This is a genomic window from Paenibacillus sp. FSL R7-0048 (genome assembly GCF_038004505.1).
Lineage (GTDB): Bacteria > Bacillota > Bacilli > Paenibacillales > Paenibacillaceae > Paenibacillus_AQ > Paenibacillus_AQ odorifer.
In genome coordinates this window covers 1,350,816-1,365,982 of record NZ_JBBORF010000001.1, presented here as the reverse complement: position 1 = coordinate 1,365,982, position 15,167 = coordinate 1,350,816, and the positions used below count along the sequence as shown (strand labels likewise).

Genomic DNA, 15,167 nt, shown 5'->3' with positions numbered 1-15,167 from the left:
CGGAAGGTGGCTATATAAATGAAACAAATCGGTTTTATCGGACTCGGAACGATGGGTGCGCCTATGGCCTCCAATTTACTACGTGGCGGCTTTCAGGTTACGGTATACAACCGTACGGCAGCCAAGTGTAAACCTCTTGAAGCAGAAGGTGCCCAGACTGCTCTCACGCCCCGCGAAGCGGCTGAGGGTAAGGATGTTATTATTACCATGATCAGCAATGATGATTCGGTTCGTGAAGTGTTTTATGGTCAAGATGGTATACTTGATGCTGTGAAGCCTGGTGGACTAATTATTGATTCCAGCACAATTTCACCAGGACTAGTTCGTGAGATTGCCGCTGCTGTAGAAGCGCGCGGTGGACATTTCCTAGACGCGCCAGTAACTGGAAGCAAACCGGCAGCGATTGAAGGAACCTTAGTGTTCATGGTCGGCGGTAGTGCTGAGGTCATAGAACAACATCGTGATATCTTTGATACTTTGGGTAAGAAGCTGCTACATATGGGTGAGAACGGCAGCGGCGCTGTGGCCAAGCTGGCTCACAATGCTATGGTTGGTATTCATAATGTTGCCCTAGCCGAAGGATTCGCCATTGCTGTTAAATCAGGCGTACCAGCAGACAAGTTCCTGGAACTGGTACAACTTGGTTCTGCGGGCAGCAAACAAGCTGAGCTTAAAGGCCGTAAAATCATAGAAGATGATTTCAGCAATCAATTCTCCCTCGCTCTAATGCTTAAGGATTTGAAGCTTGCCTCTGCCCATAGCGATTCCACAGGCGTTCCTTCTCCTATGCTGGGCTTGGCTAAAAGCATGTTCCAAGCTGGATTCACCCAAGGTTATGGTGAAGAAGATCTCTCTGCCGTAGTGAAATGTTACGAAGAGTGGATCGGCCAAAAGATGGGTGCAAATGTATCCAATAAATAAATCCAAGAGCTCAAAACCTACTTCATAAGAACATTTACGACCGCCTCGCACATGATATTGCGATGCGGTCTTTTCTTTATGGACAATCCCATTGTCAAACCAATTATACGAACGTTTGTTTGTATAATTATAATACCAAATTAACAGTTGTAGTGCAAGAAAATATTGGTTGCTGTGGAGTTACTCAGAACGTTGTGGTGGTGTTGGTGGGATAGTTACTAAGAAGGTCGCGAAGTACTAGTTTGTCGCAAAAGTTACTGTATTAGTGATGAAACGGTGGATAGTTCTGGTGGAGTTACTGATGAGTTGCTAAATAGTCGCTTAAAAGTTACTGAGGGAGTGCTGAATTGTTGGATAGATACTGGAGAAGTTACTGGATGAGTTGTTAGATAATTTCAGAAAAGTTACTGAAGGAGCGCTGAATTGTTGGATAGATACTGGAGAAATTGTTGGATAGTCACTGGGTGAGCTACTGTTTAGTAGCAAATTGGTACCAAGTTGATTGCTTGATAACTACGGTATATCCCGTATTTTCTGGAACCTCTCCCTCGCTCGCTCCAAACCTCAAGCTCCTTTAACTAAGTAACCTCTGCGGTACACAGCTATCTCTATCGGACTCAGCTGACCTTATTCGCAGTATTATCCCACATTTGGCATGCTATCGGACTCCATAGTCGCTATTGGCATGAAAAACGCCAATTATGAGCCTGTTTCTATGGAATAGTTGCACTGGTGTCCGAAAACCTGCTCAAAAGACTATAAATTTGCTAATAGCGTCATCTGGGTCCTTAGCGGTAGGATTGGTGGTGACCCGGTACTACATTGGTGTTGATCTAGTGTTAACGCCATCTGGGTCCGTACGCAGTGGGTTGGCGCTAACCGTGTGCCAAAGTTGGTGATGACACAGCGCCATCGGACTCAGCTGACCTTATTTACAGCATAATCTCACATTTGGTATGCTATCGGACTCCATAGTCGCTATTGGCATAAAAAGCGCCAATTATGAGCCTGTTTCTATGGAATAGCTGCACTGGTGTCCGAAAACTTGCTCAAAAGGCTATAAATTTGCTAATAGCGTCATCTGGGTCCTTAAGCGGTAGGATTGGTGGTGACCCGGTACTACTACAGCAGTAGGATTGGTGGTGACCAGGTGCTACAGCGGTAGGATTGGTGGTGATCCGGTACTAAATTGGTGTTGCTCCAGCGCTAACGCCATCTGGGTCCGTACGCGGTGGGTTGGCGCTAACCAGGTGCCAAGTTGGTGATGACACAGCACCTTCGGACTCAGCTGACCTTATTCGCAGTATAATCCCACATTTGGCATGCTTTCGGACTCCATAGTCGCTATTGGCATAAAAAGCGCCAATTATGAGCCTGTTTCTATGAAATAGCTGCACTGGAGTCCGAAAACCTGCTCAAAAGGCTATAAATTTGCTAATAGCGTCAGCTGGGTCCTTAAGCGGTAGGATTGGTGTTGATCCGGTACTAAATTGGTGTTGAATCCAGTGGTAATGTCATCTGGGTCCGTACGCGGGGAATGTTGTTGACCCGGTACTAAATTGGTGTTGCTCCAGCGCTAACGTCATCTGGGTCCGTACGCGGTGGGGATGGTTATGACTCAGTGCTAATTTGGTGATGATCCGATTCAGCCCTAACGTCATTTGAGTCCTTAAGCCTCAAAATAGAATGATGAATACATAATTGAACATCAAGCAATATCACCAACCAACAACACAAAAAGCAGCGATCCTCCAATAACAGAAGAACCGCTGCCTTGCTGACTTTTAAGATTTTTAAATTGAATCCGGGTCGTCTCACTCATAGAAAAAAGCTACTTATAGGACAGCCCTTAGAAAAGTCTGTTTTCTATAGAACCGGGTAAGAACAGCAATAATCAGTTACTTCAAATACTTCCAACGCAAATTTAGAGTTGCCAGGAACATTGAACGTTGATGCTCCCTTAATCTCCTGCCATACCTCAGTGCCGGGAAGCAGCACTTTAAGATCGCCGGACAGAATCTCCATAATTTCAGGACCATCTGTACCAAATTCATACACACCCGGCAACATGATGCCCAGTGTCACCTTAGATCCATCTTGCAAAATTACCGTACGGCTGGTTACTTGTCCGCCATAATATACATTGGCTGCTTTTTCGATCGTTGCGTTGTTAAACTGACTCATTACTTGTTCTCCCCCTAATGATTATTCAGTTAATTACAGAAGTGCTTTCACACGGCTAACTACATTCTCTACAGTAAAGCCGTATTCTTTCATAACTCTATCGCCAGGGGCGGAAGCTCCGAAAGTAGTGATGCCTAGGATATCGCCTTGGTCACCAGTGTAACGTTCCCAGCCGAAGGTTTGTGCCATTTCGATAGCAAGACGAGCTTTGACTCCTGGAAGAATTACGGAATCGCGATATTCTTTGTCTTGTTTTTCGAACAGATCCCAGCTTGGCAAGCTGATTACACGAACATCGATGCCTTCTTCTGCCAAAGCAGCTTGCGCTTTAACTGCCAACTGTACTTCAGAACCAGTTGCGATAAGCTGTGCTTGTGGAGTGCCATTTTTGGAATCAGAGACAACATAACCACCACGTTTGATGTTTTCACGAACGCCATCTACGGTTCCAGCAAGAATTGGCAAGTTTTGACGAGTCAGAACCAAAGCAACCGGATTCTCTTTGTTTTCCATAGCATAAGCCCATGCTGCAGAAGTTTCGTTAGCATCAGCCGGACGAATAACAGTCAGACCTGGGATGATACGCAGGGAAGCCAATTGTTCGATTGGTTCATGCGTAGGACCATCTTCACCAACTGCAATACTGTCATGTGTCAGTACATAGGTTACTGGCAATTTCATGATCGAAGCCAGGCGAATTGCCGGACGCAGGTAGTCTGTGAATACGAAGAATGTTCCTCCGAATACTTTAAGACCAGTGTGTAGAGCAATACCGTTCATTGCAGCAGCCATACCAAACTCACGTACGCCGAAATAAATGTTGCGGCCATCATAAGATTCTGGTGTGAAAGATGTCAAACCATTCAAATGCGTCATAGTGGAGCTTTCCAAGTCAGCGGAACCACCCACTAGCTGAGGAACGCCAGCAGTCAGACCGTTAAGCGCACTACCGGAAGCGACACGAGTCGATACTGCTTTATCTTCAGTAGTGTAAGTTGGAAGGTTAGCATCCCAGCCTTCTGGAAGATCGCCATTGATTACAGTTTCGAATTGTGCAGCCAGCTCTGGATATGCTTTTTTGTAAGCCGCAAATTTGTCGTCCCAAGCTTTGTTAGCTGCGATTCCGTTTTTCTTCACTTCTGCAAAATGTGCACGAACTTCATCAGGTACATAGAAATCTTCTTCGTATACCCATTTGTAGAAATCTTTGGTCAGCTTAGCTTCTTCTGCTCCAAGTGGGGAGCCGTGAGTACCGCCATGGCCGCCTTTACCTTGTTTGTTAGGGCTACCATAACCAATAACTGTTTTTACTTCGATCAAAGTCGGTTTGCTAGTCTCAGCTTGCGCCTCAGCAATAGCTTTTTCAATAGCCGGAAGGTCATTTCCGTCTTCTACGCGCAGAACTTGCCAACCATAAGCATCAAAACGTTGAGCTACATTTTCGGAGAAAGAAAGATTCAATTTACCATCAAGGGAAATATCATTTGAATCATACAATACAACCAATTTTCCGAGTTTCAAATGACCAGCAAGAGAAGCGGACTCAGAAGAGATCCCTTCCATAAGGTCACCATCACCACAAATAGCATAAGTATAGTGGTCAACTATGTTATGTCCTTCTTTGTTGTAGGTTGCGCCCAATTGAGCTTCGGCCATAGCCATACCAACGGCCATACCAATACCTTGTCCAAGCGGACCTGTAGTTGCATCAACACCAGCTGTGTGACCAACTTCCGGGTGACCAGGAGTCAAGCTACCCCATTGACGGAATTGTTTCAATTCTTCCATAGGAAGATCATAGCCGCTAAGGTGCAGCAAGCTGTACAGAAGCATGGAACCATGTCCAGCGGACAATACAAAACGATCGCGGTTTACCCATGTTGGATGATCAGGGTTATGATTCATTGTTTTTGCAAACAGTTGGTAGCCCATTGGTGCAGAACCCATTGGCATACCTGGATGGCCGGAATTCGCTTTTTCGATAGCATCAATAGCCAAAGTACGAATTGTTGTGATCGACAGGTTATCTACTGTTGAGTTTTCTTCCTTCTGGATCGCTTGTTCTTGTTCACTCATTTAATAGTTCCTCCTCTGAAATCTCAAGAATGTCATTTTGACTCTTATTGTATCACTAGTGTGGAAGCAATTCCAATTGTTTTTAAAAACTCTTTGTTTGACAGCTTATGTTTTGCAATATCTACGCATTTATATACGCAAAAGTAACTATGTCATGAGACGGGTTTTTACTTAGCCTATGGTCTAGTTTTCTATTGCGACTAAAGTTTGTTTTACAATGCTCGAATATAAAGTAAGATGGAGTTACACAAGTAAAATTTTCATTCATTATCCAATATCTCCAAGTGGAAAGGAATTCTGAACATGACTTCGAAAAAGGATGTTTATATTGTGCTTACCGGTACAGGTACAGCCTTCAGTGGTTTCATTAAGTGGTTTACAAAAGCTGATCTGAACCATGCTTCGATCGCCTTTGATAGTGAACTACGTGAGGTGTACAGCTTCGGAAGAAAAAAAATGCACAATCCATTCGTCGCGGGTCTGATTCAAGAAAATTTCATTCACCCTTTCTATAGCAGCGCAAATTGCTCTATTTATCAGTTACGTGTCAGTGCCACGGAATACGATGCCATGTACAATCATGTCCAAGGGATGATGAAAAATCAGGAACGTTATAAATACCATCTTTTAGGCCTGATCGGCGTACTTCTAAATGTTAAAATAGATCGAGAGAACGCTTATTTCTGCTCTCATTTTGTTGCTTCCTTATTTGAAAATACCGCAGTTCAGCCTGTGAATAAGCCTTCATGCTTTGTTACCCCGGAGGATTTCGCTCTTTCACTCTGTTCCCATAAAATATTCAGCGGCAAGTTATCCTATTATGTGCGTAGAGCTCAAAGAGCCTCTGCACGTTCGACGAATATACCTTTACATACCCCTTCCGTTGCGACAAGAATGATGAGAATGAATGAAGAACGGACTGAAGGAGTTATATAAGTTGTTGCTCGTAAAAAAGGGCTATGCGGGTCGTATTTCCGCGTAGCCCTTTTTAGATGGAAAAAGGATAAAGTCGTAGATGTATCATTACTTCACACGATGGTTCCGAAAATATTCGGACCAATCGCCAGCGATCACAACAGTAACTGTATCTATTTTGGTATTGTACTCATTCTTAGCTGTGAAGGTAAATTTCACTGGACCATCGGGAAGTTTCACAAATGCTGGATCATATAATTCGCCTGTCCACAAGGTTTTGTCACTGTTCGTTGGATTTAGTTGCGTAGAATAACCTCCCGTCATCGTTACCTCAACAGTATCAGGTAGACCGGTTGCTATCCCTTGCAAAATAAATCGCTCACCTGCCCAAAACACATTATAGCCTCTTGGACTCTCCTCATTACCGCTCTTGTTCAAATTGTAGCCTTTACGGTTGTTATTCCATTCCTCTGTGTGCTGGACCCCACCTTTAATACTCAGTAGATTAACCATGAAATATTTACGCGCTGAGATATTACTCCAGTTATAACCATCAAAAGCTTCCACTTCCACGGCATATTTTTCGTTCTCAACCAATATTCCCGCGGGCACTTGCCACTGTTTGGCACTTGAATTTTGTTCGCCAGATTGAACCTTAACCATCCCTGTCGCCAAGTTGATAATTTGTACCTTATACCGCTGTTGTTCATCTCCATCCTCATCTTGATAATCCCACTTGATGATTGGTGTAAGCGTACTTGCGATCATAGGCTTACTTGAGTCAGTACTTGTTGGGTACGTTATCGTTACGGTAGGTTTACGGTTGGCTACGGTGATACTCAGAGATAGCTCTCGATACAGTCCTAGAGAATCCATAACGGTTTGTTTCAAGGTAAAGACGCCATTTGAGGTGAATTTCTTCGTAAATTCAGCTTGAGTACTAGCCAATCCTTCCGTCCCGTTAGATGATTTCAAATCATACTTATGGCTGATTGTATCTCCTTTTGGAAGGTCTGGATCCGTCGCTTTGCTCTTGATATTTAGAAGATCCGTGCGATAAATCGGCTCTTTGGCAGCATCTCTGCCTGTATCCGTGATAAGTGTGAATCCGGGCTGCGGCGGATTGTCGATGATAAACGTTTTTTCGTTAGATATTTCTGACCAGCTTAATTTGGAATAAGCCCGCCCATATACGGTGAAGTATTCAAATCGATTAAATGTATGGTTAGGGAGTTGATACTGCCGCAGCTGTCCTGTGGTGTCAAGGTTTTCAACTGTCTTAACTAAGAGTCCGTCTTTTGAAAAAAATTCTAAACGGTACTTCTCCTGCGGATCACTCTCTGGGTCTGTATAATTCCATTTAATTAATGGATCTCCTTGTATTTCGGCATCTATAACGGATGGATTGGTTACGGTTCCCGCCGGGGTTATCAACGTCATTGAGGGCGCTAGATTTTTAGTAACACTCACCTTCAACGTAGCTATATTAGACTTATCACCGATCTGATCGATAACCCAGTGTTCCAATGTATAGATACCGGACTCAGGAAAATTAACATCAATACTAGGAGTTCGAAACCATTGCGTAAGGCCATCACTATCTGTTACTTTCCAGAAGTATTGCAGACTAGCGACGTCGGAGGGATCTCCATCCTCATCAAAAGATGTATATTGTCGGGTATCATATTGGAATACTGCCGATGGACCATTAATAGCAGCTGTTGGAACATGATTTTTAACAGTAAATACACGTGTTGCATTGGAACTTAAAGCTCCAATACTTGAGGGATTAGGTACATCTGTTGCCTTAAGGCGCATTTCCCATCCTTCTGATATAGCCTGCTGCGGTGAAATTCCGTTTCCAGCAATAAGATCTCGTATCGTCAAAGATTGGTTGCGGTTACTGCCAGCATAATAATAAGGACTATTGTTGAGTTTGGCGTACCATAAATAAGCAAGCGAATCTCCATCTTCATCAGGATCTGGTGTTAGATTATCCATTGTAATTACAGTGTCTCGATATACTTCAGCTGGCATGTTAAATGCTGCTGCGGGTGGGTGATTAATCACCTGAACATTTTGACGATACCAATCTGACCATAATCCTCGGTTGTCATGTACTTGTAAACTAATTTGATAATTACCAATTCCAAAAGCTGCGATATTAGGTGGCGTTGTAGCTCCACCCCAATGCTCCCAAACTTTGTTCCAACCGTCTTTGATAACCGTCCAGTAATACACATCTAATGGATCATTATCCGGATCAAACGATTTGTCTGTTATGGTAGTAGCTTTACGATAGGAAACAATATTAGGATCAACACTAAATAACGCTACCGGAGGTAGATTACCTGCAGTCCCCACCGTCCTTACACACCAGTCGCTCCAGACCCCCAACCCATTTTCGCCATCGACATCACGTACTCTAAGGCGTATGTCATATTGTCCAGAACTAGGCAATTGAGCTGGCGGTTGACCATCTGTCCATATTTCAGAATCAGTTTTTTTATACTGCCATTGCCAAGCTATAAGTCCCTTATTAACAGCCGTGATGTGGTCCAAATCGTAGGAACAATCTGTTAGCAGAAGAGATCCCCACGCCAGTTTGGCAGCAAACAATGCAATTGGCTTCCGATGAACATGATAGGTCATTGAAGATAAATTATCTCGGCTCCATAAACGATAGACATCGAATCTGTCATCGTTTTTAGGATTATCTCGTGCTTGAAAGGTTGCGTTATAGAGTCCGCTATATGGAAAGGAGGTATACCTTTCTGAACGCCATAACCCACTATCCGAAATGATACCCATCGAATTATCGAAGAAATACGGGTTATGATCGTATCTATAGCGTTCTTGATATTTAGAATCTCCTTCATAGTCCTTGTATGTGGTTGATACGTCTATAGGAGTGTTAATCAATATAAAGGATTTATTCCTAAGCCTATAGGATACATTAACGACCAACGATTTCTCATCCTTATAATTATAGGGATCCACAACCTTGATAATGATATTGTGTCGTCCGGGAGGAATTCCGTCTGCCAAAACATCTATTGGGATGGAAAACCATTTATTATTTAGTGCCTGTTGGACATTGACTTGTTTATAGAACACATTAGGAATTTCAGCACTAACGACTAGATCATTATTGTCCACATCTCGAACATATCCTTCGATATTCATACCACTGAATCCTGGCTCATTCAGTAGCTGCTGCTCGCTTGGTGTAGTCACTGTGAGCGTAGGTGCTGAATTTATTACTAGAGGTATGTTAACCCAATCATAATATACGTTGTTATGCCAACCATTCATCCATTCGTTAGGTTGGTGTTGCGCATCACTTGCTCTTAGTGCGACTTTAAGGGCTTTTGGAATGCCATACTTCGCTGGATAGGCATAACTTTCATAAAAAGCGGTTGTATTTCTGTCAAGGTTAAACTGAAGACTATCCGAACTTTTCACAGGTGGCATTTCTTCAATTCTCCATGAGGCATCAGTAGCATAATCAGTATTACCACTTCCATCTGTCCTGTACATATAACTGTAAATATTAAGAAATCTAGTACGCTGCGTATCATAGTACCAATTAATGTCCCCTGATGTTAAAACTACAGGCGCATCAGGTACATAATCGTAGCGTAATATTCTTGTTGTTAGATTAAAAGTAATATTGGTTAGGGTCATAGCAGGCATATTCAAATTCAAAGATCCTATATTCCCCATAGTTGGGTCCCAAGAAGATGTTTTGTTAAACCCTTCAAGACGAACATCCATAAAATTGACGATATTTGGGTCACCTGCTGCCTCTACCTTGACACTCCCCGAATAAAATTCAGGGAATGAAAGAAGTAGTAATACAAGGGCCATAAACGTTGAAATTGTTTTTTTTAATTTCTGCATCTCTATTCCTCTCTACCATGACCAGTCGACATCAGGTGCCTGATTTTTAACCGTGAAGATCCGTTCGATCACATTTTGTGTAGCTTCTGAATCTATGGATTGCCGATCAGCCTGCGTCACAAACTCCTCGATGGTCGGCTGGCCAAACTCTTCGAATACAGTCAGTCGCACTTCGTATTTTCCAACTTCCCTTACCTTAAGATTCAAACGATCTAAATTCTCATTGCTAAAAATAACCCATTGCTCACCTGCAAAACTACCGTTGTTATCTGAATCGTAACGGTATTCCCAAAGCCTACGAGCCACCATATCTTGATCTGGAGAGTAAGACATATCATCTATTGATAGGATCGCTTGTTTACCATCTGAAGGATTGCGATACACTGTTCCAGCCATCGTAAAGTATGCAAAAGGCTTCTGGTCTGGTGCTATATCAAAAGTTGTTTCGTTTCTGGCAGTTAGCCCTAATGTATTCTCCACATAAATGGTTGCTTTATATTTCCCTGGCTTCTTGAATAGCACATCTTTGCTATATACTCCGTTCAGCGATCCGCTATATTTAATATCAGAATTCGTTCCACCTGATACGGCTGTGATCGTGAATTTAGTCTTAGCATCTACTAATGGGTAGTGGGTCGGGCTACTAACGTAACTTTGTATGATAACCTTTCGATTTTGCTTTAATGTACCATCTACCCTGATAGATGCATCTGGTTTTGGCTCAATGACATTAACCTCAGTACTAGTACTTCCAGTCATTTTGTCGTCGTCCATTACAGTCAAAGCAAGTGTTTGTTCCCCCAAATGGTCTTTATCATACCAAAGCGTTCCCCTTGGCAAAGTGCTCAATTCTCCCTTAGCATTAGGCGTATCCCAAAAGTAATCCGTAATATAACCATCGGGGTCATACGACCCTGCTGCACTGGCTACAAACTCTTGTCCTGCTTTTACAGTTTTCGGTGCATTTATAAGAGCTACTGGAGGTTTTAACTCTCTCGGTAGTTCTGACGGTGATGTAGGACCTGGAAACCCTCCTCCCGGAGGATCTGAGGTTGTATACACTCCTGCTTTGACTGTAAAAGATTCTTTTAACGAGTCGAACTTACTTCTTTTGGTCACGACTTCATTCTTAAATCTCACTACTATACTTAGTTCGTACTCTTGACTGTAGTTACTTTTACCTGCCACTTTCTCCTTCGGAATTTCAAACTTGAAAGTTTCGTTTGCCGTTAGAGTTTTGGTATACACTTTTTTTGTCTGGAGTGAGCCTTCATTACCTTTCTCTTTGGCATAAAAAATCCATTCTGAAATATTCGAAATATCTTTATAGGATAGCAGTTCACCCTTCAAAGCGATTTTAACTGGCACATTCTTATTATCAAACTTAATTGGGTTTGGATTAGGTTGTTCTAGAATTGCAGAACCTGTGAGTGTAGCTTCATCTGGGAGACCATATTCAAAGCTGACTGTTCCCCCGTAGCTGTAGGTGGTGACTTTAGCGTCTGCAGTGTAATAATAGGATGCGAATGCTTTATACTTTCGTCCTTCCGCTTTACCAGATAATCCGTCATTACTTTCTTTATCCCAAGGAACACCGTCAGGGATCATATAATTCAATATAATTCTCCCATTTTTAAATTTAGGATCGTCTGCATATGATGATTTTTCAAAAGGCACAACTTTTATAGTAGATTGAATGATATCTTGATCATTAATAACATCATTTACCGATCCGTTATACCATTTTAGATATTCTTTATCTTGATAAGGTCCTGCCGTTACCTTTGTTCTAGGTGGATTTTTTGAGGGATACCCATCAGTGGCAATTTTATCATCTGTCACCATCCGATCATTTCTTTCATCGTATTGATTTATTTGCCATCTTCTTCCGTCTGAATACAACCAAATCGAGTTGTATATGTCTGTTCTATACATTGCTTTCCAAGAAGCTTTATATCCTACTACATTACTAATATATTTTTGATTAGGCACTCCTTTAAGTGCAACTTTGATTTTCCCATTTTCCAACGAGATGCTTATTTTTCCATTAGATCCAGTATATTTTAAAGTGTCTGTTTTGATAGAAGAGCCAGTTATACCATTAGGTAGCTCCAAATAAAAATCTTTAGCTGAATTGTTAGATCCAAGCAAACCAGTCGTAATAGGAACAGAAATTGAAGTTAATTTTGTTTCAGCAGCTTGCACAGATGTGGAGAATGCAAAAGGAACAAGTAACAAAAAGCACAGACATATTAAAATATCTTTTTTCATATTGATTGTCCTTTTAATAGTTGACTATTAATTTTTCATCAAATCCACCAGCATGATACATACGAATTGCAAAATAGTCAAAATCTTTTTCATATAAAAATGCTTGATAAGTGGATAGTTGTTCCCCTGGCTTGAGCGTGTAGTAATAGAATGCACTTTTATTGTTGATTTTCTCTTCATTTACCTTCGGCCAAATTGGGTCTAATTCCCCCCCATATTTTAGTGATAAAACCCATTTTTCTTTTTGATCATTTAAGGATCTTTTAACAATTTTATTGCTGTTATTCTTAATCGTAATCTTAGTCCATATGAAATGTTTAGGTTTGCTAACCATTACTCCAAATGAGTCATATTTAAATTGTTTCACTAAATTTTGTGCATCTTTTGACTTGAAATCATAAATCATAAACTTCTCCAGCGTATAACTAAGCCCACCCGCCGTAACCGTAACCGGCAACTCTAAATCCTTTTTCAAACCATATTTACTTAAGTTATCCCTCATAATGGGTGCTGGTGTAGCAGCAGGTTTTGCTGTAGCTGATGGTGTAGATGCGGTTACTGGTGTAACCGCTGCTGCGTTAGTAATCACGTTTTGCCCCAATACCATGCTAAGTAACATTGTTGTAGTCAAAGCTGCTCTTAAAATGTTCTTCTTCATCACTGAATCTCTCCCTTTTCTTTAATTGGCTTTTCTTACTTATTGAACTTATACTCCTGAACTGCTGGCACCCTGATGGGCTGTTGTGTTTTGGATCTGAAGATCAGAACCGGGTGTTCCGTCTCTATGACGGCAATAACCGAAGGACCTGCGATGTATTTGGTTATGCCATATTCGCTATCCTCGTATAAAAGTGGAAAATTCACGCCATCGGAATCGTCAATAATATCGAACTTCACAATCTTTACTTGTGTCTTAAAACGACTGCCCCCTTGGGGGGAAAGGCCGCTATCAAGGCCTAGATTGTTCTGCAGGGTTTGCTGAAAAGTATCGTACGCATCTTCGGGATCTATAATCAGACGACCACGAGTCAATTCGGTCTCATCTAATTCCTGTGCGGCATCGTGAACAGCGATATTATTTGCGTCTTTTAACATGCTGCGCAGCTGGTCCCACTCCTGATTCTGGATCTGAAAGAACCAGGAGTAGATAAAGATCAGTAGGACAAATGCCAGCTTAATAATGTAATCCATAAATTACGCTCATCCCTTAGTCAATCGAGATACTCACTCATAATTGATCCATGCCCATAATATCGAGTCGGCTGCGAAACCGTAGAAAAATTATAAGGAAACAGATTTATCCGCGGCGCGGTTACATACACATCAATTCGTTGCTTTCGCTCTTGAACGGTGTCTGTACTGCTAGTAATTTCTATCGAAGCTTCAGAAAATCCAATCGCCTTCAGATTTGAAATTACTTCATTCCGCATAGAAGCTGTAACCATCCCCTCTGTTGCTGCTTTTTGTGTGATATAGGACGTATTAGCTTTGACCTGTAAATCTAGCAGATAATCTATGTAGGAGAAGATAGGCTGCAGGATAATAAACAGGACTAGCCACATGAACAATGCCCGGAGGACGGTCTCCTTCATTAGACACGCCTCCTTCTAATACTGTTCCACTTGCTTAGTATGTGAGATGATATCATCCTGACTGCTGCCGATCATATGCGTAGCTACCGTGACAAACATCCCCGCAATTACAAAGCCAATGGCCAAAAACATAGCGACGGAAATAGAGTCTTTTTTCATCTGACTTATACCGAAACGTGAGTCATGGACATAGTTAGTGCAGTCTGGCTGGAATCCAGCGGTTGAGTTAGAGATACCCCCGGGATCGTCGGTCTATTATCATCGGCAGCATTAATCACGTCACGCACCAGAGGAATCAAAATGGCAATTACGATGGCCACACACAAAAAACCGATAGCGATAAACAAACCTGTAGAAATAGCGTCTTTTTTCATTGTTAATTTCTCCCTTTTTATTTTAGGTTTTAAAAATAAGGTTGAATATACAATTTTTCACTGGAACATGCCGACTCCATTAAAATTTCCTTTGATTAGCAAAATGTACTGCATCGCCATGGCAACGATCATCAAAAAAGTAGCAATCGATGGAATAACATTAATAATCGTCGATAGATCACCGATGAAAGACCATTTTTTTAAATACTGATCGCTGGAGATTTTGGAGATAATCTTGCCTTGTTCACGCAAATAGTTTGCAGCTTCCGTGTCATCATCCATGCCTTCTGTCGCCAGCAAAATGGACCGGATGTCATTAATAAAGTGATGGTTATCCGGAAATTTGGCACAAAACCATTCAATCGCCCCCTCCACACCCTCATCTACTGCCCGTTCTGACAGCTCATACAAATCCTGACGTATATATTGAAAATGTCCCGCTGTACTCCCACAAAAAGCACCAAACTGCACATATCCGCGCTTACGTAGGCGATTATTCTCATAGAGACGAATGAAGGAGATCAACTCGCCATCTTTTTGAATATTCGTCTTTTGGTGAAGCCACGCCAACACCCAACCAAGCGGAAGATAACGCATCGGACTGCTGATTACGAGAATAAGTAGAGCAATTAGAGGGTCATAGAATGAAAAAGGAACAGATCGGATGAAATCGCTGACGACTTGGCTAAATAAATAGATGATTGCCGCTGAATAACGAAATAGCGTAACTTTTCGAGCCGAAATTGATAAACCGCATTCATTCAACAATTGCTGAAATCTATCACTCTGCACGTGTTCACCCAGCGAATTCCACCGGATGCCCAGTCGGACAAGATATCGTTCCTGCTTACTGCTGCTGCTCACAAACACAAGTAATGCGACATACACGATCCCGATCACTGTAATTAGTAGTAATAATCTATCCATAGTT

The 15,167-nt window shown here is 42.0% G+C and carries 12 protein-coding genes; 2 read left to right on the top strand and 10 right to left on the bottom strand.

Annotation, left to right across the window (positions count from 1 at the left end):
* Nucleotides 1-18 precede the first annotated feature (18 nt).
* On the top strand, nucleotides 19-921 hold the full coding sequence (locus NSQ91_RS05925; RefSeq protein WP_076206557.1) for an NAD(P)-dependent oxidoreductase: 903 nt from the start codon (nucleotides 19-21) through the stop codon (nucleotides 919-921).
* Between the two features lie 1,866 nt (nucleotides 922-2,787).
* Here the strand turns inward: NSQ91_RS05925 and ppnP are convergent.
* Both ppnP and tkt read right to left on the bottom strand, forming a co-directional pair.
* Nucleotides 2,788-3,105, bottom strand: a complete 318-nt coding sequence (gene ppnP / locus NSQ91_RS05920; protein ID WP_036681729.1) for a pyrimidine/purine nucleoside phosphorylase — start codon at nucleotides 3,103-3,105, stop codon at nucleotides 2,788-2,790.
* 33 nt (nucleotides 3,106-3,138) lie between these two features.
* Nucleotides 3,139-5,181, bottom strand: a complete 2,043-nt coding sequence (gene tkt / locus NSQ91_RS05915; protein ID WP_076128175.1) for a transketolase — start codon at nucleotides 5,179-5,181, stop codon at nucleotides 3,139-3,141.
* Nucleotides 5,182-5,484: 303 nt separating this feature from the next.
* Here tkt and NSQ91_RS05910 point away from each other — a divergent pair, with 303 nt between their 5' ends.
* Nucleotides 5,485-6,117 carry a hypothetical protein gene (locus NSQ91_RS05910; protein ID WP_036681725.1) on the top strand — a complete coding sequence of 211 codons (633 nt, stop codon included), beginning with the start codon at nucleotides 5,485-5,487 and terminating at the stop codon, nucleotides 6,115-6,117.
* 87 nt (nucleotides 6,118-6,204) lie between these two features.
* Here the strand turns inward: NSQ91_RS05910 and NSQ91_RS05905 are convergent, their stop codons facing one another.
* Genes NSQ91_RS05905 through NSQ91_RS05870 form a run of 8 tightly spaced genes read right to left on the bottom strand, consistent with a single transcriptional unit; the run spans nucleotide 6,205 to nucleotide 15,163 of the window.
* On the bottom strand, nucleotides 6,205-9,999 hold the full coding sequence (locus NSQ91_RS05905) for a glycoside hydrolase family 78 protein (protein WP_076304503.1): 3,795 nt from the start codon (nucleotides 9,997-9,999) through the stop codon (nucleotides 6,205-6,207).
* Nucleotides 10,000-10,011: 12 nt separating this feature from the next.
* Entirely contained in the window at nucleotides 10,012-12,270 is a 2,259-nt protein-coding gene (locus NSQ91_RS05900) for a PKD domain-containing protein (RefSeq protein ID WP_076304502.1), read from the bottom strand.
* A 13-nt stretch (nucleotides 12,271-12,283) separates the two neighbouring features.
* Complete coding sequence (locus tag NSQ91_RS05895) at nucleotides 12,284-12,928, bottom strand: hypothetical protein (protein ID WP_076304501.1); 645 nt, start codon at nucleotides 12,926-12,928, stop codon at nucleotides 12,284-12,286.
* Between the two features lie 35 nt (nucleotides 12,929-12,963).
* A complete protein-coding gene (locus NSQ91_RS05890) occupies nucleotides 12,964-13,461 on the bottom strand; it encodes a hypothetical protein (RefSeq protein WP_076128182.1) in 498 nt (165 codons plus the stop codon).
* Nucleotides 13,462-13,481: 20 nt separating this feature from the next.
* Entirely contained in the window at nucleotides 13,482-13,862 is a 381-nt protein-coding gene (locus tag NSQ91_RS05885) for a hypothetical protein (protein WP_076220818.1), read from the bottom strand.
* A gap of 15 nt (nucleotides 13,863-13,877) precedes the next feature.
* A complete protein-coding gene (locus NSQ91_RS05880; RefSeq protein ID WP_162636675.1) occupies nucleotides 13,878-14,021 on the bottom strand; it encodes a hypothetical protein in 144 nt (47 codons plus the stop codon).
* Nucleotides 14,022-14,026: 5 nt separating this feature from the next.
* Entirely contained in the window at nucleotides 14,027-14,236 is a 210-nt protein-coding gene (locus NSQ91_RS05875) for a hypothetical protein (protein WP_076137569.1), read from the bottom strand.
* A 57-nt stretch (nucleotides 14,237-14,293) separates the two neighbouring features.
* Entirely contained in the window at nucleotides 14,294-15,163 is an 870-nt protein-coding gene (locus tag NSQ91_RS05870; RefSeq protein ID WP_036681711.1) for a hypothetical protein, read from the bottom strand.
* Nucleotides 15,164-15,167: the final 4 nt, after the last annotated feature.

Bases quoted from the DNA above. Each gene is read 5' to 3' on its own strand.
- NSQ91_RS05925 (WP_076206557.1), top strand. From the start codon at position 19: ATGAAACAAATCGGTTTTATCGGACTCGGAACGATGGGTGCGCCTATG.
- ppnP (WP_036681729.1), bottom strand. From the start codon at position 3,105: ATGAGTCAGTTTAACAACGCAACGATCGAAAAAGCAGCCAATGTATAT.
- tkt (WP_076128175.1), bottom strand. From the start codon at position 5,181: ATGAGTGAACAAGAACAAGCGATCCAGAAGGAAGAAAACTCAACAGTA.
- NSQ91_RS05910 (WP_036681725.1), top strand. From the start codon at position 5,485: ATGACTTCGAAAAAGGATGTTTATATTGTGCTTACCGGTACAGGTACA.
- NSQ91_RS05905 (WP_076304503.1), bottom strand. From the start codon at position 9,999: ATGCAGAAATTAAAAAAAACAATTTCAACGTTTATGGCCCTTGTATTA.
- NSQ91_RS05900 (WP_076304502.1), bottom strand. From the start codon at position 12,270: ATGAAAAAAGATATTTTAATATGTCTGTGCTTTTTGTTACTTGTTCCT.
- NSQ91_RS05895 (WP_076304501.1), bottom strand. From the start codon at position 12,928: ATGAAGAAGAACATTTTAAGAGCAGCTTTGACTACAACAATGTTACTT.
- NSQ91_RS05890 (WP_076128182.1), bottom strand. From the start codon at position 13,461: ATGGATTACATTATTAAGCTGGCATTTGTCCTACTGATCTTTATCTAC.
- NSQ91_RS05885 (WP_076220818.1), bottom strand. From the start codon at position 13,862: ATGAAGGAGACCGTCCTCCGGGCATTGTTCATGTGGCTAGTCCTGTTT.
- NSQ91_RS05880 (WP_162636675.1), bottom strand. From the start codon at position 14,021: ATGAAAAAAGACTCTATTTCCGTCGCTATGTTTTTGGCCATTGGCTTT.
- NSQ91_RS05875 (WP_076137569.1), bottom strand. From the start codon at position 14,236: ATGAAAAAAGACGCTATTTCTACAGGTTTGTTTATCGCTATCGGTTTT.
- NSQ91_RS05870 (WP_036681711.1), bottom strand. From the start codon at position 15,163: ATGGATAGATTATTACTACTAATTACAGTGATCGGGATCGTGTATGTC.